Origin of the sequence: Micromonospora sp. WMMD956 (assembly GCF_029626125.1) — a bacterium.
Lineage (GTDB): Bacteria > Actinomycetota > Actinomycetes > Mycobacteriales > Micromonosporaceae > Micromonospora > Micromonospora carbonacea.
This window is the reverse complement of record NZ_JARUBI010000005.1, coordinates 5261482-5283526: the sequence shown is the minus strand read 5'-3', so window position 1 is coordinate 5283526 and position 22045 is coordinate 5261482. Positions and strand designations below refer to the sequence as shown.

Below are 22045 nucleotides of genomic sequence, written 5' to 3'. Positions count from 1 at the left end.
ACCACCGCGCCGGCCCCTTCTCGCGTACGGCGGAAGGGGCTCAGCCGGCGACGGGCGCGACGGCGCGACGGGCCGCCATCGCCTCGTCGCGGTGGCGCAGCACCAGGTCGGCGGCGGCGGTGACCCCGCCGGCCTGGCGCAGCCGGCGGCTCCACAGCGCCGCCCGGTCCCGGAAGGCGCGCTCGGTCAGCAGCCGGCGCAGCTTCGCCACGATGTCGTCGACGTCGAGGGCGTCGTCGTGCTCGACGGCCAGGGCGACGCCCGCGTCGACGACCCGGACCGCGCCGTCGTGGCAGTCGAACCAGAACGGCAGCACGAGCTGCGGCACGCCGAACCAGGCCGCCTCGTGGATCGCGTTGGCGGCGGCGTGGTTGAAGAAGACCCGCACGTGCGGGTGCGCCAGCACCTCCACCTGCGACGGCAGCCACGACTCGACGCGCAGGTTCGCCGGCAGCTCTCCGGCCGGCGGCAGGTGCCGCTGCCGGTCGGCGGGGAGCTTCCACAGCACGTGGTGCTCGGGGCCGAGCCGGGCGGCGACGTCGACGAGCGCGGCCACCTGGGCGGCGCTCGGGCGCATGATGGTGCCGAACCCGACGTAGACCACCGACTCGTGGGCGTCGAGCCAGCCGCGCAGCTCCGCGCCGTCGGGGCTCGGCACGATCTCGGTGGGCACCATCGAGCCGACCGTGCGCAGCGTCGCCGGCGCGGTGGCGAAGGGATACTCCAGGCCGAAGACCGTGTACGCCAGCAGCGCCCGCGCCGCCTGCGCGTACAGCGAGGGCCGCAGCTCCACGTTGGGGATACCGGCGGCCCGGCGCCGCTCGGCGGCGGCGGTGTTGCGGGCCAGCCGCTCCGGCTCCATCAGGGTCTTCAGCAGCGCCTCGCGGTGACGGCCGTTGGCGGCCTGCTGGCTCGGGCTCATGTGCAGGGGCAGCCCCGACAGCGGCACCGGGTACGTCGGCGGCAGGCTGTCCTGGAGGAAGTTCGACGGCGGCACCGACACGCTGATCACGAACGGCACGCCCCGGACGGTCATCGCGTCCATCCCGAACGAGGCGAACGAGTCGACCACCACCAGCGCCGGGGCCACCTCGTCGACCAGGGTCAGGCAGCGCTCGTACAGCTCGTGCAGGTAGTCGTAGTCGACGGAGGTGTCGACGTACGTCGCGAAGTTCTCCACCCGGCTGCCGGCGGACATCCGCCGGTGGGTCTCGTCGTCCCAGTGTTCGGGGCGCACCGCCAGGCGGGCCGGCCCCAGCGACAGGAAGCGCAGCTCCCCGCCGCCGGGCAGGCCCTCGACGTCGGCCCGCCGCTCGTCGGTGCAGGCGAAGAACACCCGGCGCGTCCCCCGCCGCTTCAGCTCGCCGGCGAGGGTGAGCAGCGGGTTGAACAGCCCGGAGCTGCCCGAGGTGACGATCAGCAGCGGGCCCTCGTCGGCCGTCGTCGCGCCGGCCGCCTGGGTCGTCATCGCGCCGGCCGCCTCAGTCCATCGCCCGGCGCATGAAGCCGCGGATGCCGACGGCGCTGAACAGCACGAACACCCCGGCCAGCACGATCAGGTCCAGCCACAGCGGCACCGACTGCACCCCGGGCGGGGCGACCAGCGACCGGGTGGCCTCGCTGACGTAGGTGAGCGGGTTGAGCGCGCAGATCACCTGGAACCAGGGGAGCTGGTCCAGGGCGCGCAGCGGGAACTGGGTCGCGCCGGTGAACATCAGCGGGGTCATGGTCACGGTGAACATGATCTGGATGCGGTGCGGCGGGACGAGGGTGCCGAACGTCAGCCCCATGGCCGCGCCGACCATCGCCCCGGCGGTGAGCACCCCGAGCACCGGCAGCAGGGTCGACAGCGGCCAGCTCACGCCGAGCATCAGCATGCCGATGGGGATCAGCACCACCCCGGCGATGACCCCCCGGATCGCCCCGAAGACGATCTTCTCGAACGCGACGAGCGGGATCGCCATCGGCGACAGCAGCCGGTCCTCGATCTCGCGGGTGAAGGAGAAGTCCATCACCATCGGCAGGGCGGTGTTCTCCAGGCCGATGAGGAACGCGTTGAGCGCGATGACGCCGGGCAGCAGCACGTTGGCGAAGTCGTTGCTGGCGTAGCCGAGGCTGGTGAGGACCTTGCCGAAGATCAGCAGCATGAACAGCGGCTGGAGGAACACCTGGGCGAAGAACGCGCCCAGCTCCCGGCTGGTGACGAACATGTCGCGCCAGAGCACCGCCCGGAAGGTGGCGAGCTGGTCCAGCCCGCGCACCGGCGCGGCCGGCGCCACGGCGGTCGACGGGGTGGCGGGTGCGGTGACGCTCACCGAAGTTCCCTTCCGGTCAGGTGGATGAAGACGTCTTCGAGGCTGGGCTGGCCGATGCTGAGGTCGCGGACCTCGCACCGCAGGTCGGTGAGGATCTTCAGCGCCATCGGCACGGCGTTGGCCGGCGCGGTGCCGGTGTAGAGCCGGAAGGACAGCGTGGCGTCCGGGTCGGCGGGGGCGTCCGGCACCGGCATCGGCGGCATCCCGGGGAACATCGGCATCCCGCCGGGCGGGCCGCCGGCCCGCAGCCGCTCGACGCGCTCCACGTCGGCGACGTTGCCCAGCGCCGCCTGCACGTCCTCGGCGGGGGCGCCGGCCGACACCACCAGGGTCAGCGTGCTGCTGCCCGGCAGGGTGCGGGTGAGCGCCGCCGGGGTGTCCAGGGTGAGCAGCTTGCCGTGGTCGACGATGCCGACACGGTCGCAGAGCTTCTCCGCCTCGTCCATGTCGTGGGTGGTCACCATGACGGTGACGCCGGCCTGCTTCAGCTCGGCGATCCGGTCGTGCACGAACAGCCGCGACTGCGGGTCGAGGCCGCCGGAGGGCTCGTCGAGGAACAGCACCTTCGGCGCGTGCATCAGCGCCCGCGCGATCATCGTGCGCTGCGCCAGGCCGCCGGAGAGGAAGTCCGTGCGGGCGTTCGCGAAGTCCTTCAGGCCCATCTGCTCCAGCAGCTCGTCGGCCCGCTTCGTGCGCACCGACCGGGACACCCGGTGGTACGCCGAGTGGAACAGCAGGTTCTGCCGGACGGTCAGCGCCCGGTCCAGGTTCACCCGCTGCGGCACCACGGCCAGCAACTGCCGGGCCGCGGCCGGCGAGCGGGCGACGTCCGCCCCGCACACGACCGCCCGCCCTGAGGTGGCCCGCACCCGGGTCGTCAGCACCCCGATCGTCGTGGTCTTGCCCGCGCCGTTCGGCCCGAGCAGACCGAAGACCTCACCGGCGGCGACGGAGAAGCTCAGTCCGTCCACCGCCGGCGGCATGTTGGGCTGGTACCGCTTGACCAGCTCCTCGACCACCACTGCCTCGTCCACGTCGCCATGCTCCCGTCCTGGTCCCGGCTGGGACAGTCGTCAATCGCTCCGATAGGGGGTGCTAGGGGCAGGCCAGGGGCGGCGTCACAGGCCCCTGGCGGCCAGCCACCGCTGCACGGTGGCGGCCAGGTCGGGCCCCCGCTCGCCGACCATGGTGAAGTGGTCGCCGTCGGCGTCCACCGCCTCGTGCGGGTACGGCCACCGCGACCGCCACCCGTCGGGTTCGCCGTGCCACTGCCCCAGCGGCCGGGTGGCCCGCACCAGCAGCGTCGCCGACTCCATCGGGGCGGGCTGCCAGGTGAGGAACAGCGGCAGGTAGCCGGCCCACGCGGTGGTGCGGTAGTCGTCCATCGGCGTGTACGCGCTGTCCCGCTCGACCATCCCGTCGAGCAGTTGCCCCGTCCAGCCGCCGAGCACCTCGCTGTCGGCCGGGTAGGTGTCCATCAGCACCACCGCGGCGGGCGGGCGGCCCTGCCGCTCCAGCTCCCGGGCGAGCACGTTGGCGACCATCGCGCCGCCGGAGTGTCCGGCGAGGACGAACGGGCCGCCGCCGACCGTCCGCAGCACCGTGTCGGCGTGCACCCGCAGCAGCGCGTCCAGGTCGGCGGGGAGCTCCTCGCCGACGGCGAAGCCGGGGTTGGGCAGCGCCCACACGTCGCGGTGGCCCCGGAAGCCGGCGGCGACGCGGGCGTACTCGTGGGGGCCGGAGAGCAGCGACATGGTGCAGCAGAACACGATCGGGGCCGCGCCGGCGCCGCCCTCGGCGAGCCGCAGGATCGCCGCCGGGCGGCTGAGCTGGCCGGGCTCGGTGAAGCTGGGGCGGAACTGGGCGAGCTTGACCAGCAGCTCGGCGTAGCCGGCGGCGTCCTCGCGGGCCTTGGGCTCGCGGAACAGGCCGCCGAGGAGGCCGCCGGCCCCCTCCGGCGGGCCGCCGCCGGCCGCCACGTTGCCGGCCGCGTCCGCGCCGAGCAGCTGGGCGAGCAGGTGCCGGGCCAGCGCCGTCGGGGTGGGGTGGTCGAACAGCAGGGTGGCCGACAGGTCCGCCCCGGTCTCCTGGCGCAGCGCGTCGCGCAGCTCCAGCGCGGTCAACGAGTCGAAGCCCAGCTCCAGGAAGTCCCGGTCGGCCTCGATCGCCCCGGGCGAGGCGTGCCCGAGCACGGTCGCCACCTGTGCCCGGACCAGGTCGAGCAGGATCCGGTGCCGGTCGCCGGCCGCGCTGGCGACGAGCCGGTCCCGTAGCAACCGCGCGGGGTCGACGACCGGTTCGTCGGCCGGCGCCTCCTCGGCGGCGTCGGACTCCGGTCGGGGCGCGAGGTGCAGCACCGGCGGCTCCGGCCAGTACCGCTCGTGGTGGAACGCGTAGGTGGGCAGGTCCACCAGGGCGGCGTCGGTGCCGGCGAAGGGCGCGGCCCAGTCGACGCCCGCCCCGCGCAGGTCGACGGTGGCGAGCGCGGCGAGCAGGGTGGCCGCCTCCGGCTGGTCCCGGCGGCCGATGGGCGCGAACGCCGCCGCGTCGGCGTCGGGCAGGCACTCCCGGCCCAGGGCGGTGAGCGCGCCGTCGGGGCCCAGCTCCAGGAAGGTGCCGACCCCGGCGGCGGCGAGGGTGGCCATGCCGGCGTGGAAGCGGACGGTGTCCCGGACGTGGTCGACCCAGTAGCCGGGGTCGGTGGCCTCGGCGGCGCTCAGCGGGGCCCCGGTGCGGTCGGACACCAGCGGCACGGCCGGCGGATGCCAGGTGACCTTCTCGGCGACCACCCGGAAGTCGGCCAGCATCGCGTCCATCCGGGCGGAGTGGAAGGCGTGGCTGACCCGCAGCGGCCGGGTCCGGTGCCCCTGCGCGGCGAGCCGTTCGCCGGCCGCCGCCACGGCGTCGGCGTCGCCGGAGAGCACCACCGACGCGGGGCCGTTGACGGCGGCCAGGGCGACCCGACCGTCGAGCAGCGGGGCCACCTGCGCCTCGGACGCCCGCACCGCCAGCATCGCCCCGCCGGCGGGCAGGGCCTGCATGAGCCGGCCCCGGGCGGCCACCAGCGCGGCGGCGTCGGCCAGCGACAGCACCCCGGCGACGTGCGCGGCGGCCAGCCCGCCGACGGAGTGCCCGAGGAGCTGCTGCGGGCGCACCCCCCATGCGGTGACCAGCCGGTACGCGGCCACCTCGTACGCGAACAGCGCCGGCTGGGTGAACTCGGTGCGGTCCAGCAGGGCCGCCTCGGGGGTGCCCGGCGCGGCGAAGACCACCTCGCGCAGCGGGCGGGTCAGGTGCCGGTCGAGCTCGGCGGCCACCTCGTCGAACGCGGCGGCGAAGACGGGGAACCGGCGGTGCAGCTCCGCGCCCATGCCGGGGCGCTGCGCGCCCTGCCCGGTGAACAGGAACGCGAGCCTGCCGGCGGGGCGGGCCACGCCGCGTACGACGTGGGGGGCGGGCCGGTCCTCGGCGACGGCGCGCAGGCCGGCGCGCAGCGCGTCGGCGTCGTCGCCGGTGACGGCGGCCCGGTGCGGCAGGGCGGCCCGGGTGGTGGCCAGCGAGTACGCCACGTCGGCCGGGGCCAGGTCGGGGTGGGCGGCCAGGTGGTCGAGCAGGCGGCGGGCCTGCCCGGCGAGGGCCGGGGCGGAGCGGGCGGAGACGATCCACGGCACCGGCGGGGCCGGCGTCCCGGCCGGCCGGGCGCGCTCGGCGTCGGCGGGGTCGGCCTGCTCGACGATGGTGTGCGCGTTGGTGCCGCTGACCCCGAACGCGGACACCCCGGCGCGGCGCGGGCGGCCGGTGTCCGGCCACGGGGTCGTCTCGGTCAGCAGCGTCACCGCCCCGGCGGACCAGTCGACGTGCGGGGTGGGCTCGTCGACGTGCAGGGTGGGCGGCAGCACCCCGTGCCGCATCGCCAGCACCATCTTGATCACCCCGGCGACGCCGGCGGCGGCCTGGGTGTGGCCGATGTTCGACTTGACCGAGCCGAGCAGCAGCGGTGCGGCGTCGCCCCGGTCCTGCCCGTACGTGGCGAGCAGCGCCTGCGCCTCGATCGGGTCGCCGAGGCGGGTGCCGGTGCCGTGCGCCTCGACGACGTCGACGTCGGCAGTGGTGAGGCCGGCGTTGGCGAGGGCGGCCCGGATGACCCGGCGCTGGGAGGGGCCGTTGGGGGCGGTGAGCCCGCTGCTGGCCCCGTCCTGGTTGACGGCGCTGCCCCGGATCACGGCGAGGACCCGGTGGCCGTTGCGGCGGGCGTCGGAGAGCCGCTCGACGAGCAGCATGCCGACGCCCTCGGACCAGCCGGTGCCGTCGGCGGCGGCGGCGAACGACTTGCACCGCCCGTCGGTGGACAGGCCCCGCTGGCGGGAGAACTCGACGAAGACCGTCGGGGTGGCCATCACCGACACCCCGCCGGCCAGGGCGAGGGTGCACTCGCCGAGCCGCAGCGCCTGGCAGGCCAGGTGCAGCGCCACCAGCGACGACGAGCAGGCCGTGTCGACGGTGACGGCCGGGCCCTCCAGGCCGAGGGTGTAGGAGATCCGGCCGCTGGCCACGGCGGCGGCGCTGCCGGTGCCGAGGTAGCCCTCGACGCCGCCGCCGACCCCGGACAGCAGGGCCGCGTAGTCGCCCTGGCTGCTGGTGGCCGCGTAGACGCCGGTGGGCGCGCCGCGCAGCGTCGTCGGGTCGATCCCGGCCCGCTCGAACGCCTCCCACGCGGCCTCCAGCAGCAGCCGCTGCTGCGGGTCCATGGCGAGGGCCTCGCGGGGGCTGATGCCGAAGAACGCGGCGTCGAAGTCCCCGGCGTCGTAGAGGAACCCGCCGTCGCGCACGTACGAGGTGCCCCGGCTCGCCGGGTCGGCGTCGTAGAGCGCGTCCATGTTCCAGCCCCGGTCGGCCGGGAACGGGGCCATGGCGTCACCGCCGGCGGCGACGAGGTCCCACAGCCGCTCCGGCGAGTCGACCCCGCCGGGGAACCGGCAGCTCATCCCGATGATCGCCACCGGTTCGCCGAGCGTGGCGGCGAGCTGCTGGTTCTGCTGGCGCAGCTTCTGGTTGTCGAGCAGGGACGCGCGCAGCGCGCTGACGACCTCGTCCAGCGAGACGCTCATTCGGGGCTCCTTGGGGCGGGCCGGGTCACGAGTCGGTGCCTTCCAGGGCCATCCGGACCAGGCCGGCGACGTCGAGCTCGCGGATCTCCGCCTCCGGGGCGGCCGGGGCGGCCGCCGTGGCCGGGCCGGTGACGGTGTGCGCGAGTTGGAGGAGCTGGTCGAGCAGGCCGGCCTGGCGGAGCTGGTCGAGCGGGATCGCGGCGAGGACCCGCCGCACCTGCTCCTCGTCGCCGGGGCCGCCCGCGCCGGGGCCGGCGTCCGGGCCGGCCTCCCCGCCGAACAGCTCCTCGTGCAGGTGGTCGGCGAGCCCGGCCGGGGTCGGGTAGTCGAACACGACCGTGGTGGGCAGGTCGTGCCCGGTCGCGGCGGTGAGCAGGTTGCGCAGCTCCACGGCGGTCAGCGAGTCGAAGCCGAGGTCGAGGAAGCCCCGGTCGGTCTCGATCGCGTCGGCGGAGGAGTGGCCGAGGACCTTCGCCGCGTCGACCCGCACCATCTCCAGCAGCGCGGCCCGCCGCTCCTGGCCGGGCAGCGACCGCAGCCCGGCCAGCAGGTCCCGGCCGGCGGGCGCGGCCGGGTCCGGCCCGGCGGCCGGGGCGGCGGTCAGCGCGTGCACGGCCGGCAGGCCGGCCAGCAGCGGGCTGGGCCGCAGCGCGGTGAACAGCGGGTGGAAGGTGGCCCAGTCGACGTCGGCGACGGTGACGCAGGTGTCCCCGGCGGCGAGGGCGTGCCGCAGCCCGGCCAGCGCCACGCCCGGCGGCATGACCCGCAGGCCCCGGCGGCGCAGCTGCTCCGGCGCGCCGTCGGAGAACATGCCCGACTCGGTCCACGGCCCCCACGCCACGGACGTGGCGGGCAGGCCCCGGCCCCGGCGGGCCTCGGCGAGCGCGTCGAGGTGGGCGTTGCCGGCGGCGTACGCGCCCTGCCCGCCGCTGCCCCACACCGCCGCGATGGACGAGAACAGCACGAACGCGTCCAGCTCGACGCCGTCGAGCAGCTCGTCGAGCAGCTCCGCGCCGACGAGCTTCGGGGCGATGACGTAGGCGAGGTCCTCCAGCGTCGTGTCGGTCAGCGGCACCACCTCGCTGACCCCGGCGGCGTGCACCACCGCGCGCAGCGGCGGCCCGTCGCGGCGCAGGTCGGCGATCAGGTCGGTCATGCCGGCCCGGTCGGCGGCGTCGCACCGGGCGACCCGGCAGTCGACGCCGAGGGCGGTCAGCTCGGCCAGCAGCTCCGTCGCGCCGGGGGTGTCGGTGCCGCGGCGGCTGGTCAGCACCACCCGCTGCGCGCCGGCGGCGGCCACCCAGCGGGCCACGTGCCCGCCGAGCGCGCCGGTGCCGCCGGTGATCAGCACGGTGCCCCGCGGCTGCCACGGCTCCGGTTCCCCGGCGGTGCCGGCCGGGACGAGGCGGCGGACCAGCACCTCGGACTCGCGGACGGCGAGCTGGTCCTCGGCGACGCCGCCGGTGAGCACGTTGCCGAGCCGCATCGCGGCCCAGCTGTCGATCGTGGCGGGCAGGTCGACCAGGCCCGCCCAGCGGGCCGGCTGCTCCAGGGCCGCGACCCGGCCCAGCCCCCACAGCGTCGCCTGCCGGGGGTTGGCCGGCGCGTCGCCGGCGCCGGTGCCGACCGCGCCCTGGGTGACGCACCACAGCCGGGCCGCCGCGTCGCGGTCGGCGAGCTCCTGGAGCAGCTGGACGGTCGCGGCGAGGCCGCGCGGCAGCGCCGGGTGCTCGGCGTGCCCGGCGTCGTCCAGCCCGAGGAAGGACAGCACCGACAGGGTCCCCTCGGCGGCGTCGAGGGCCTCGCCGAGCACGTCGGCGAGCTGCCCGCCCAACTCGTCGGGGTCGGCGGCGAGGTCGACGCCGACGGTGGTCACATCGGTGCCGAGGGTCCACGTGCACGAGTCGAGGACGGGGTCGTCGACCCGGTCGGCGGGCAGCAGCACCAGCCAGTGGCCGGGCTCCTGCGGCTCCGGGGTGGCGGCGAGGGGCTCCCAGACCGCCCGGTAGCGGGAGGCGTCCACGAGAGACCGTTCCCGGCCGCGCCGCCGCCACGCCGACAGGGCCGGCAGCACCGCGCCGAACGGCTGGTCGCGGTCGACGTCCAGCTCGCGGGCCAGGGAGTCGAGGTCCTCGGCGTCGACGGCCGCCCAGAACCGCCGCTCGACCTCGGTGTCGTCGCCCGCGCCGCCGCCGTCGACGGAGGCGGAGTCGGGGGCGGCGGTGGCCCACGGCGGCGGCTCGGGCCAGTACCGCTGCCGGTCGAACACGTACGTGGGCAGGTCGACGCGCTGCGCGCCGGTGCCGGCGTACAGGGTGGGCCAGTCGGGGCTGACGCCGTGGGTGTGCAGGGCGGCGACGGCCCGCAGCAGGGCCGCCGGCTCGGGGCGGTCCCGGCGCAGGGTCGGCGCGACCAGCGGGGCCCGCCCGCCGGCCGGGGCGCCCTCGGCGAGGACGGCCTGGGCGAGCGCGGTGAGCACCCCGTCGGGGCCGATCTCGACGTACGCGGTGGTGCCCTGCTCGCGCAGGGCCGCGACGGCGTCGGCGAAGCGTACGGCGTCGCGGGCGTGCCGCGCCCAGTACGCCGGGTCGGCCAGCTCGTCCGCGCCGACGGGCGCGCCGGTGACCGTGGAGACCATCGGCACGGCCGGGGCCCGCCAGTCCAGCCGCCCGGCGACGGCGGCGAGGTCGGCGAGCACCGGGTCCATCAGCGGGCTGTGGAAGGCGTGGCTGACGGTGAGCCGCCGCACGCGGACGCCCCGGGCGGCCCACTCGGCGGCCAGCTCCTCGACGGCGTCGCCGGCCCCGGAGAGCACCACGGCGGCGGGGCCGTTGACGGCGGCGACGGAGACCCGGTCGGCGCGGTCGCCGAGCGAGGCGAGCACGTCGGCCTCGGCCGCGGCGACGGCGAGCATCGCCCCGCCGTCGGGCAGGGCCTGCATGAGCCGGCCCCGGGCGGCGACCAGCGCGGCGGCGTCGGCCAGCGACAGCACCCCGGCGGCGTGGGCGGCGGCGAACTCGCCGATGGAGTGCCCGGCGACCGCGTCGGGCCGCAGCCCCCACGCGTCGAGGAGCCGGAACAGCGCCACCTCGACGGCGAACAGCGCGGGCTGGGTGTATTCGGTGCGGTCGAGCAGCGCCGCGTCGGCGGTGCCGGGCTCGGCGAACAGCACCGGCCGCAGCGGCCCGGGCAGGTGCGGGTCGCAGGCGGCGCAGACCTCGTCGAGGGCGGCGGCGAAGACGGGGAACGCCGCGGCCAGCTCGCGGCCCATCCCGGCCCGCTGCGCGCCCTGCCCGGAGAACAGGTACGCCACCTTCGGGCGGGGCGCGACGGCCCCGGTGACCAGCAGCGGCGAGTCGTCGCCGGTGGCGAGGGCGCGCAGCCCGGTGCGCAGGGCGATCCGGTCGGCGGCCAGGACGACGGCCCGGTGGTCCAGGGCGGCCCGGGACACCGCCGACGACCAGCCGACGTCGACCATCGGCGGGGCCTCCGGCCCGGTGAGCTGGTCGGCCCACGGCCCGGCCTGGGCTGCGAGGGCCGCCGGGGTACGCGCCGACAGCAGCACCGGCACCACCGGCAGCCGACCCGGGTCGCCGGCCGGCGTGACCGGGGCGGGCTCCTCGGGGGCCTGCTCCAGGATGGTGTGCGCGTTGGTGCCGCTGATGCCGAAGGAGGAGACGGCGGCCCGGCGCGGGTGACCGGTGACCGGCCAGGGCCGGCCCTCGGTGAGCAGCTCGACCGCGCCGACGCTCCAGTCCACCTGGTCGGTGGGCTCGTCGACGTGCAGGGTCGCCGGCAGGAAACCGTAGCGCAGCGCGAGGACCATCTTGATGATGCCGGCGACCCCGGCGGCGGCCTGGGTGTGGCCGATGTTCGACTTGATCGAGCCGAGCCACAGCGGCTCGTCGGCGGGCCGCTCCCGCCCGTACGTGGCGAGCAGCGCCTGCGCCTCGATCGGGTCGCCCAGCTTCGTGCCGGTGCCGTGGGCCTCGACGGCGTCCACGTCGGCGGCGGTGAGCCCGGCGTTGGCCAGGGCCTGCCGGATGACCCGTTGCTGCGACGGCCCGTTGGGGGCGGTCAGCCCGTTGGACGCGCCGTCCTGGTTGACGGCGGAGCCCCGGATCACCGCGAGCACGGGGTGGCCGTTGCGGCGGGCGTCGGACAGCCGCTCCACCAGCAGCACGCCCAGCCCCTCGCCCCAGCTCGTGCCGTCGGCGGCCGACGCGAACGCCTTGACCCGGCTGTCCGGGGCCAGACCCCGCTGCCGGCTGAAGCCGACGAACACGCCGGGGGTGGACATGACGGTGACGCCGCCGACGAGGGCCATGGAGCACTCCGCCTGGCGCAGCGCCTGGCAGGCCCAGTGCAGGGCGACCAGCGACGACGAGCAGGCCGTGTCGACCGACACGGCGGGCCCCTCCAACCCGAGGGTGTACGACACCCGGCCGGAGAGCACGCTGCCGGCGTTGCCGGTCATCAGGTGCCCCTCGGCGCCCTCGGCGCTGAACATGAGGTTGCGGTAGTCCTGGTAGTTGGTGCCGACGAACACGCCGGTGGGGGTGCCCCGCAGGGCCTGCGGGTCGATGCCGGCCCGCTCGATGGCCTCCCAGGACGCCTCCAGCAGCAGCCGCTGCTGCGGGTCCATGGCGAGGGCCTCGCGGGGGCTGATGCCGAAGAAGACGGGGTCGAAGTCGGCCACGCCGGTGACGAAGCCGCCCTCCCGGGCGTAGCTGGTGCCCTCGTTCTCCGGGTCGGAGTCGAACAGCCGGTCGAGGTCCCAGCCCCGGTCGGTGGGGAACTCGCCGATCGCGTCGCCGCCGGCAGCGAGGAGCTGCCACAGCTGCTCCGGATTGTCCGCGCCGCCGGGCAGCCGGCAGCTCATGGCGACGATCGCGATGGGCTCGTCGTCCACGGGCGCGGCGGCCGGCGCGGGGGCCGCCGGCTCGGGGTCGGCCCCGGTGAGCAGCTCCGCCAGGTGCGCGGCGAGCGCCGTCGGGTTCGGGTAGTCGAACGCGAGCGTGGCGGGCAGCCGGAGGTCGGTGGCGGTGGCCAGGAAGTTGCGCATGTCCACGGCGGTCAGCGAGTCCAGCCCCAGGTCCCGGAACGGGCGGGTGGCCGGCACGTCGTCGGCCGAGCCGTAGCCCAGCGCGGTCGCCGCGCACTGGCGGACCAGCTCCAGCAGCGCCTCATCGCGGTCGGCCCGGGACAGCCCGGCGAGCCGGCGGGCGAGCGCGCCCGACGGCGCGTCCGCCTCCTCCTCGGCGTCCGGCGCGGCGGCGGCCCTGCCCGCCTCGACCACCTCGGGCAGGTCGCCGATCAGCGGGCTGGGCCGGACCAGGGTGAACGCGGGCGCGAACCGGGCCCAGTCGATGTCGGCGATCAGCGTCGTCGTCTCGCCCCGGCGCAGCGCGCGGGCGAGGGCCTCGACGGCCAGGTCGGGGTCCATGCCGACCATGCCGCCCCGGCGCAGCCGCTGCTGGGCGCGCTCGTTGTCGGCGGGCAGGCCGGCCCCGCTCCACGCCCCCCACGCCACGGACAGGGCGGGCCGGCCCTGCGCGCGTCGCCGCTCGGCGAGGGCGTCGAGGTAGGCGTTCGCCGCCCCGTACGCGCCCTGGCCGGCGTTGCCGGTGGTGCCGGCGACGGAGGAGAACAGCACGAACGCGTCGAGGTCCAGGTCGCGGGTCAGCTCGTCGAGGTGGTCGGCGGCGACGCACTTGGGCGCGGCGACGGTGTGCAGGCGCAGCGGGGTGGCCGTGTCGACGATGCCGTCGTCGAGGACGGCGGCGGTGTGCAGCACGGCGCTCAGCGGCGCGTCGGCCGGGGCGGCGGCGAGGAGGGCGGCGAGCTGGGCGCGGTCGGTGACGTCGCAGGCGGCGACGGTGACCCGTACGCCGAGGTCGGTCAGCTCGGCCTCCAGCTCGGCCGCGCCCGGGGCGTCGGGGCCGCGCCGGCTGGCCAGCAGCAGGTGCGCCGCGCCGTGGCGGGCGGCCCAGCGGGCGAGGTGCCCGCCGAGACCACCGGTGCCGCCGGTGATCAGCACGGTGCCGCGCATCCGCCAGCCGCCGGCCGACTCGTCGGTGGCCTGCGGGGTCGGGCCGTCGGAGACTGCCGCGTCCGGGCCGCCGGCCGCCTCGGCAGAGGCCGGGTCGCCGGGGGTGGCCGGCTCGGGGTCGGTGATCCGGGTGAGCCGGCGCGCGTACACCCCGGAGTCGCGGACGGCGAGCTGGTCCTCGCCGCCGGTGTCGCCGAGCGCCGCGCAGAGCAGGGCGCCGGCGTGCGCGTCGAGGCTGTCGGGCAGGTCGATCAGGCCGCCCCAGCGGCCGGGGTGTTCCAGGGCGACGGCGCGGCCGAGGCCCCAGACGGCGGCGGCCGTGGGGTGCGGCGGCTGGTCGTCGGCGGCGACGGCGACGGCCCCCCGGGTCGCGCACCACAGCGGGGCCTCGACGCCGAGCGTCCCGAGCGCTTGGACCAGCGCGACCGTCCCGGTGACGCCGAGGGTGGTGGCCGGGTGGTCGGGGTGCGCCCGCCCGTCGAGGCCGAGCAGGGACAGCACGGCCGCCGGACCGTCCGCCGGGAGCACGGCGCGCAGCCCGTCGGCGAGGGTCGCGGCGTCGCCGACGGTGTCCACCTCGACGGGTACGACGTCCGCGCCGAAGTTGCCGAGCGCGCCGAGCACTCCGGCGACCAGCGGGTCGTCGGCCGTGCCGGCGGGCAACGGGACCAGCCACGTCCCGGCGAGCCAGGTCAGCGGCAGGTCGGGCAGGGCGGGCCAGGTGATCCGGTACCGCCACCGGTCGATGTCGGGCGTGGCCTCGCCCTGGGTGAGGAACAGCGGCGGGGCGGGCCAGTACCGCTGGTGCTCGAACGCGTAGGTGGGCAGCGGCACGGTGCCGGCGGGGGCGAGGACCTTCGTCAGGTCGACGGGCAGGCCGATCGCGTGCGCGGTGGCCAGGTTGGACAGCAGCCGCGTCGGGTCGTCGTCACCCCGCCGCAGGCTACCGATCGTGTGCCCGGTGACCCCGGCGTCGTCGAGGATCGCGGTGACCGGCATGGTGAGCACCGGGTGCGGGCTGATCTCCACGAACGTGGAGTGCCCGGCCGCGATAGCGACCCGGACCGCCGCGTCGAACTGCACGGTCTGCCGCAGGTTGTCATACCAGTAGTCGGCGGTCATCGACGCCGGGTCGACCCAGTCACCCGTCAACGTCGACACCAGCCGAACCCGACCCGACTGCGGGCTCACGTCGGCCAGATCCGCCCGGAGCCGCTCCGCCACCTCCTGCACCGACGGGGAATGCGACGCGTAGTCCACCGGAATCAACCGGGCCCGGACCCCCTCGGCCTGGCAGGCGTCGACCAGGTCCGCGACCGGCTGCGGCGGACCCGACACCACCACCGTCGCCGGACCGTTCACCGCCGCCACACCCACACCCGGGAACGCGGGGAGACGCTCGGCCACCGCGACGGCCGACAGGTCCACCGACGCCATCGCACCGGTCCCCCGCAACACGGCCAGGGCCCGCGACCGCAGGGCGACCGTCTTCGCCGCATCGGCCAGGGACAGGATCCCCGCCACACACGCCGCACCGATCTCACCCTGCGAATGACCCACCACCGCCTGCGGCACCACACCCACGTGCTCCCACACCGCCGCGAGGGCGACGCCGACGGCCCACAGGACCGGCTGGACGACCTCGACCCGCTCCAACCACGACTCGTCATCCCCGGTCAACACCGAGACCAGGTCGACGTCCAGGAACGGAGCCAAAGCCCGCTGACACTCCGCCAACTTCGCGTCGAAGACGGGCGTGCGGCCGACCAGACCGGCGGCCATGCGCGCCGACTGCGCACCCTGACCCGGGAACACGAACACCGGACCAGCACCCGGCGACGCAGCCACACCGGACACCACGTTGCCCGCCGGCAGGCCACCAGCGAGAGCGTCCAGCCCCGACAACAGCTCCTCGACCCCAGACCCGACCACGGCGGCCCGGTGGTCGAACGTCGACCGGGTCGTCGCCAGGGACCAACCGACCACCGCCGGCTCCACGTCGCCGCGCTCCCGCACGTACGCAGCCAGCCGTTCGGCCTGACCGGCCAGGGCCGCCTTCGACCGCGCCGACACCGGCCACACCGCCACGTCGGCGTCGACCAGACCCGGCGAACGGACCCCGGCCGGCACGTCAGCGGGCTCGTCGGGCTGTTCGAGGATGACGTGGGCGTTGGTGCCGGAGATGCCGAACGACGACACCGCCGCCCGCCGGACACGACCGGTCTGCGGCCACGGCGTCGCCTCGGTGGCCAACTCCACCGCACCCGCCGACCAGTCGATGTGCGGCGACGGCGCGTCCACGTGCAGCGTCGCCGGGACGACGCCGTGCCGCATGGCGAGGACCATCTTGATCACGCCGGCCACGCCGGCCGCCGCCTGGGCGTGCCCGATGTTCGACTTGACCGAGCCGAGCAGCAGCGGCGCGGCGTCGCCCCGGTCCTGCCCGTACGTGGCCAGCAGCGCCTGCGCCTCGATCGGGTCACCCAGCGTCGTGCCCGTGCCGTGCGCCTCCACCACGTCCACGTCGGCGGTGGACAGGCGGGCCGAGGCGAGGGCCTGGCTGATCACCCGCTGCTGGGCGGGCCCGTTCGGGGCGGTGAGCCCGTTGGACGCGCCGTCCTGGTTGACGGCGGAGCCGCGTACCACGGCGAGGACGGGGTGGCCGTTGCGGCGGGCGTCCGACAGCCGCTCGACCAGCAGCCAGCCGACGCCCTCGGAGAAACCGGCGCCGTCGGCGGCGGCGGCGAACGACTTGCACCGCCCGTCGGGGGAGAGGGCGCGTTGCCGGCTGGACCCGATGTAGAGGCCGGGGGTGGCCATGACGGTCACGCCGCCGGCCAGGGCGAGGTCGCACTCCCCCGCCCGCAGCGCCTGCACGGCGAGGTGCAGCGCGACCAGCGACGACGAGCAGGCCGTGTCGATGGAGACGGCCTGCCCCTCCAGGCCGAGGGTGTACGACACCCGGCCGGACGCGACGGCCGCCGCGCCACCGGTCATCGAGTGGCCCTCGTCGCCGTCAGGCGACATCATCAGCAGGGTCCCGTAGTCCTGCCCGTTGGTGCCGACGAACACCCCGGTGCGGCTGCCGCGCAGCGAGGCGGGGTCGATGCTGGCGGCCTCGACGGCCTCCCAGGCGGTCTCCAGCAGCAGCCGCTGCTGCGGGTCCATGGTCAGCGCCTCGCGGGGCGAGATCCCGAAGAACGCCGAGTCGAAGTCGCCGGCGGAGTCGAGGAACCCGCCCTCGCGGGCGTACGAGGTGCCCGGGTGGTCGGGGTCGGGGTGGTAGAGCCGTTCGACGTCCCAGCCCCGGTCGGCGGGGAACGGCGCGACGGCGTCCCGGCCCTGGCTCAGCAGCTCCCACAGTTCGTCGGGGTTGCGCACCCCGCCGGGCAGGCGGCAGCTCATCGCCACGATCGCGACCGGCTCCAGTTCCTGGGACTGCGCCTCACTGAGCCGACGACGGGTGTCGTGGAGATCCGCCATGACCCGCTTGAGGTAGTCGCGGAGCTTGTCTTCATTGGCCATCGGGATGCCGCTTCCTCGCAAGGGGACGGGGGTGAGCCGGGGCGGGTCAGGAGATGCCGAGGTCCTTGTCCACCATCGCGAACAGTTCGTCGTCGGTGGCGTCGTCGAGGTGCCGGCCGATGTCGGCGCCGCCGCTGGCCTGGCCGAGACGGGAGAGCATCGCCTGGAGGCGTACGGTGGCCCGCACCCGGGCCGCCTCGTCGCGCGCCACGACGTCGAGGCTGTCGGCGATCCGGTCGAGGTCGTCGAGGAGGACCGTCGGGGTGACCACGTCGTCGTGGGCGACCTCGGCGAAGAGGTACTCCGCCAGCGTCGTCGGCGTCGGGTAGTCGAAGACGAGGGTGACGGGCAGGGCGACGCCGGTGGCGGAGCCGAGCCGGTTGCGCAGCTCGACGGCGGTGACGGAGTCGAAGCCCAGCTCGCGGAACGCCCGGTGCTCGTCGACCGACTCGGCGGACGGGTAGTTGAGCACGGCGGCGACCTGGCTGCGGACGAGGCCGAGCAGCACGGCGAGCCGGTCGGCGGCGGGCAGCCCGGCGAGCCGTTCCTGGAGCGTGTCGGGGCCGTCGCCGGTCTCCACGGTGGCGATCCGCTCGGTCGCCTGGAGCCGCCGCACGTCCGGCAGGTCGCTGATCAGCGGGCCGGGCCGGGTAGCGGTGAAGGCGACGGAGAACCGCTCCCAGGCGATGTCGGCGATGGTGAGGAACGCCTCGCCGTGGTCGACGGCCTGGTGCAGGGCGGCGATGGCCGCGTCGGGGGCCATCTCGGGTACGCCGTGGCGGTGCAGCAGCTCGCCGAGCGGCCCGTCGGCCATGCCGCCGCCGGCCCACGCGCCCCAGGCGATGGAGGTGGCGGGCAGGCCGAGGCCCCGCCGGTGCTGGGCGAGGGCGTCGAGGAACGCGTTGCTGGGCGCGTAGTTGCCGACGCCGGAGCTGGCGACGCTGCCGGCGAAGGAGGAGAACATGACGAACGCGGACAGGTCCAGGTCGAGGGTCAGCTCGTGCAGGTGGTACGCGACGTCGACCTTGGCCTGGAGCACCCGTTCGATCTGGTCCAGCCGGATGTCGTTGATCATCGCGTCGTCGAGGACGGCGGAGGCGTGCACGACGGTGGTGAGGGGGTGTTCGGCGGGGATCGCCTCGATCAGCGCGGCGAGGGCGTCGCGGTCGGCGGCGTCGCACTCGACCACGCTGGCCTGCGCGCCCAGCGCGGTGAGGTCGTCGACGAGCTGCTGCGCGCCGGGCGCGTTCATGCCCCGGCGGCTGGCGACGACGATGTTCTGCACGCCGCTGCGGGCCAGCCAGCGGGCGGCGTGCCCGCCGAGTGCGCCGGTGCCGCCGGTGACGAGCGCCGTGCCATAGGGCTCCCACGGGTTGGCGGGCTGGCTGTCGCCCAGCGGCACGCGGGTGAGCCGACGGGCGAGGAGACCGCCGGGGCGTACCGCGAGCTGGTCCTCGTCTCCCGCGGCGGTGAGGGCCGCGACCAGCAGGCCGGCGCAGCGCTCGTCGACGGCCTCGGGCAGGTCGACGAGGCCGCCCCACCGCTCGGGGTGCTCCAGGGCGGCGACCCGGCCGAAGCCCCAGACGAGGGCCTGCACCGGGGAGCGCAGCAGGTCGGCGCGGCCGACGGAGGCGGCGCCGGAGGTGACGGCCCACATGGGGGCACGCAGGCCGACGTCGCCGAGGGCCTGGAACAGCGCGACGGTGGCGGCGAAGCCGCCGGGCACGGACGGGTGCAGCGGGTGGACCAGCTCGTCGAAGGCGAGCAGCGACACCACGCCGGTCACGTCTGCGGGCTCGTCGGTGCCGCCGTCGGCGGCGACGAGGGCCTCGCGCAGCAGCTTGCCGAGCAGGTCGCGGTCGGCGTCGGTGGTGGAGACGGGCACGGCGACGACGGTCGCGCCGGCCGCCGTGACGGCCTCGACGCAGGCGTCCTGCCAGGGCTCGACGATGTCGCCGGTGGGCAGGACCACCACCCAGGTGCCGCTCATGCCCCGGTTGGCGATGCCGGTCAGCGGCTTCCAGGTGTCCTGGTAGCGCCAGCTGTCGATGTCGGACTGCCGGCGGCGCTTGCGCCGCCAGGAGGTGAGCAGCGGCAGGGCGGGGCCGAGCGCGTCGACTGCCTCGTAGGCGGGGATGTCGTCGGTGGCGACGGCCTCGGCGAGGGCGGTGAGGTCGCCGCGTTCCACGGCGGCCCAGAAGCCGGCGTCGTCGGGGTTGGCCGCGCCCTGGAGCAGCGTCTCCAGGTCGACGCCGCCGCTGCCGTCGAGCCAGAACCGCTGGTGGTCGAACGCGTAGGTGGGCAGCGGCACGGTGCCGGCGGCGGCGAGGACCTTGGTGAGGTCGACGGGCAGGCCGATCGCGTGCGCGGTGGCCAGGTTGGACAGCAGCCGCGTCGGGTCGTCGTCGCCCCGCCGCAGGCTGCCGATCGTGTGGCCGGTGACGCCGGCGTCGTCGAGGATCGCCGTGACCGGCATGGTGAGCACCGGGTGCGGGCTGATCTCCACGAACGTGGTGTGCCCGGCGGCCACGGCGACCCGCACGGCGGCGTCGAACTGCACGGTCTGCCGCAGGTTGTCGTACCAGTAGTCGGCGGTCATCGACGCCGGGTCGACCCAGTCTCCGGTGAGCGTCGAGACCAGGCGGGTGTGGCCGGGCTGCGGGGTGACGTCGGCCAGGTCGGCGCGCAGCCGCTCGGCCACCTCCTGCACGGCGGCGGAGTGCGACGCGTAGTCCACCGGGATCAGCCGGGCCCGGATCCCGTCGGCCTGGCAGGCGTCCACCAGGTCCGCGACGGGCTGCGGCGGACCCGACACCACCACCGTCGCCGGGCCGTTCACCGCGGCCACACCCACACCGGGGAACGCGTGGAGCCGCTCGGCGACCGCGTCGGCCGACAGGTCCACTGACGCCATGGTGCCGGTCCCCCGCAGCACCGCCAGGGCCCGCGACCGCAGGGCGACGGTCTTCGCCGCGTCGTCGAGGGACAGGATCCCCGCGACGCAGGCGGCACCGATCTCACCCTGCGAGTGGCCGACCACCGCGTCCGGGACGACGCCGGCCGCCCGCCACACGGCGGCGAGGGCGACGCCGACGGCCCACAGGACCGGCTGCACGACCTCGACCCGCTCCAGCCACGACTCGTCGTCGCCGGTCAGCACGGAGACCAGGTCGACATCCAGGAACGGGGCGAGGGCCCGCTGGCACTCGGCCAGCTTCGCGTCGAACACCGGCGCACGGCCGACCAGACCGGCCGCCATCCGCGCCGACTGCGCGCCCTGACCGGGGAAGACGAAGACGGGGCCGGGGCCGGAGCCGACGACCGTGCCGGTGACCAGGTTGCCGGCCGGCTGGCCGACTGCCAGGGCGTCGAGCCCGGCCAGCAGCTCACCGGCGTCCGCGCCGACGACGGCGGCGCGGTGGTCGAACGTGGACCGGGTCGTCGCGAGGGACCAGCCGACCGCCGCCGGGGCGAGCTCGCCGTGCTCCCGCACGTGGGCGGCGAGCCGGGCGGCCTGGCCGGCGAGCGCGGCCTTCGACCGGGCGGACACGGGCCACACCGTCACGTCCGAGTCGACGAGCGCGGCGGCGGCAGTCTCCGCCTCGACGGCCTCGGTGGCCTCCGCGTCGACGGCCTCGGCGTCGTCCGGGGCGGCGGCCTGCGGCCGGTACTCCTCCAGGATCACGTGGGCGTTGGTGCCGCTGACGCCGAACGAGGAGACGCCGCCGCGCCGGGGGCGGCCCAGCTCGGGCCACGGCCTGCGCTCGGTGAGCAGGGACACCGCCCCGGCGGACCAGTCGACGTGCTTCGACGGCTCGTCGATGTGCAGCGTCTCCGGCATGACGCCGTTGCGCAGCGCCATCACCATCTTGACCAGGCCGGCGACCCCGGCGGCGCTCTGCGTGTGGCCGATGTTGGACTTCACCGAGCCCAGCCAGAGCGGCCGGTCGGCGGGGCGGTCCTGCCCGTACGTGGCGATGAGCGCCTGCGCCTCGATCGGGTCGCCGAGGGTGGTGCCGGTGCCGTGCGCCTCCACCACGTCGACGTCGGCGGTGCCGAGCCGGGCGTTGGCGAGGGCGGCCCGGATGACCCGCTGCTGGGAGGGGCCGTTGGGGGCGGTGAGGCCGTTGGACGCGCCGTCCTGGTTGAGGGCGCTGCCCCGGATCACGGCGAGGACGGGGTGGCCGTTGCGCTCGGCGTCGGCGAGCCGCTCGACGACGAGCACGCCGCCGCCCTCGCCCCAGCCGGTGCCGTCCGCCCCCTCCGCGAACGCCTTGCACCGGCCGTCGACGGACATGCCGCGCTGCCGGGAGAAGACGACGAAGACGCCCGGGGTGGCCATGACGGTGACGCCACCGGCGATGGCGAGGTCGCACTCGCCCCGCCGCAGCGCGTTCACGGCGAGGTGCAGGGCGACCAGCGACGAGGAGCAGGCGGTGTCGACGGTGACGGCCGGGCCGTTGAGGCCGAGGGTGAACGAGATGCGGCCGGACGCGACGCTCGTGGTGTTGCCGGTGCCGAGGTACATGTCGACGCCCTCGGGGACGTTCGGCAGGCCCATGCCGTAGTTGGAGGTGCTCACGCCGACGAAGACGCCGGTGGAGCTGCCCCGCAGCGACAGCGGGTCGATGCCGGCCCGCTCGACGGCCTCCCACGACGTCTCCAGCAGCAGCCGCTGCTGCGGGTCCATGGCGAGGGCCTCGCGCGGCGAGATGCCGAACAGGGTCGGGTCGAACGCCCCGGCGTCGTCGAGGAACCCGCCGACGCGCGTGTAGCTCTTGCCCGGCTTGTTCGGGTCCGGGTCGTAGAGGGCCTCCAGGTCCCAGCCCCGGTCGGCCGGGAACTCGGTGAGGGCGTCCCGGCCGTCGGCGACGATCTCCCACAGGTCCTCGGGCGACCGGACGCCGCCGGGGAAGCGGCAGCTCATCGAGACGATGGCGAGGGGCTCGCTGTCACGGGCCTCGACGCTCTGGAGCTTGCGCTTCGTGTCGTGCAGGTCGGCGGTCACCCGCTTGAGGAAGTACCGCAGCTTGTCGTCGCTCATC

At 76.0% G+C, this 22045-nt stretch carries 6 protein-coding genes; all 6 read right to left on the bottom strand.

The genetic code is table 11. From position 1 onward, the window contains the following. Positions 1–40: 40 nt before the first annotated feature. Positions 41–1468, bottom strand: coding sequence for a glycosyltransferase (locus tag O7628_RS23200; RefSeq protein ID WP_278133612.1), 1428 nt, complete (start codon positions 1466–1468; stop codon positions 41–43). A gap of 13 nt (positions 1469–1481) precedes the next feature. Then, positions 1482–2315: an ABC transporter permease gene (locus O7628_RS23195; protein WP_178064103.1), complete on the bottom strand. Its 834-nt coding sequence runs from the start codon at positions 2313–2315 to the stop codon at positions 1482–1484. After that, positions 2312–3349, bottom strand: a complete 1038-nt coding sequence (locus tag O7628_RS23190) for an ATP-binding cassette domain-containing protein (protein ID WP_278133609.1) — start codon at positions 3347–3349, stop codon at positions 2312–2314. The genes O7628_RS23195 and O7628_RS23190 overlap by 4 nt, the downstream gene beginning before the upstream one ends. An 84-nt stretch (positions 3350–3433) precedes the next feature. After that, the gene (locus O7628_RS23185) at positions 3434–7423 is read right to left on the bottom strand and encodes a beta-ketoacyl synthase N-terminal-like domain-containing protein (protein ID WP_278133607.1); all 3990 of its coding nucleotides are present in this window, start codon (positions 7421–7423) and stop codon (positions 3434–3436) included. A gap of 25 nt (positions 7424–7448) precedes the next feature. Next, on the bottom strand, positions 7449–17000 hold the full coding sequence (locus O7628_RS23180; RefSeq protein WP_278133605.1) for a type I polyketide synthase: 9552 nt from the start codon (positions 16998–17000) through the stop codon (positions 7449–7451). A gap of 46 nt (positions 17001–17046) precedes the next feature. After that, complete coding sequence (locus tag O7628_RS23175) at positions 17047–22044, bottom strand: type I polyketide synthase (protein WP_278133604.1); 4998 nt, start codon at positions 22042–22044, stop codon at positions 17047–17049. Between the last annotated feature and the right edge of the window lies 1 nt (position 22045).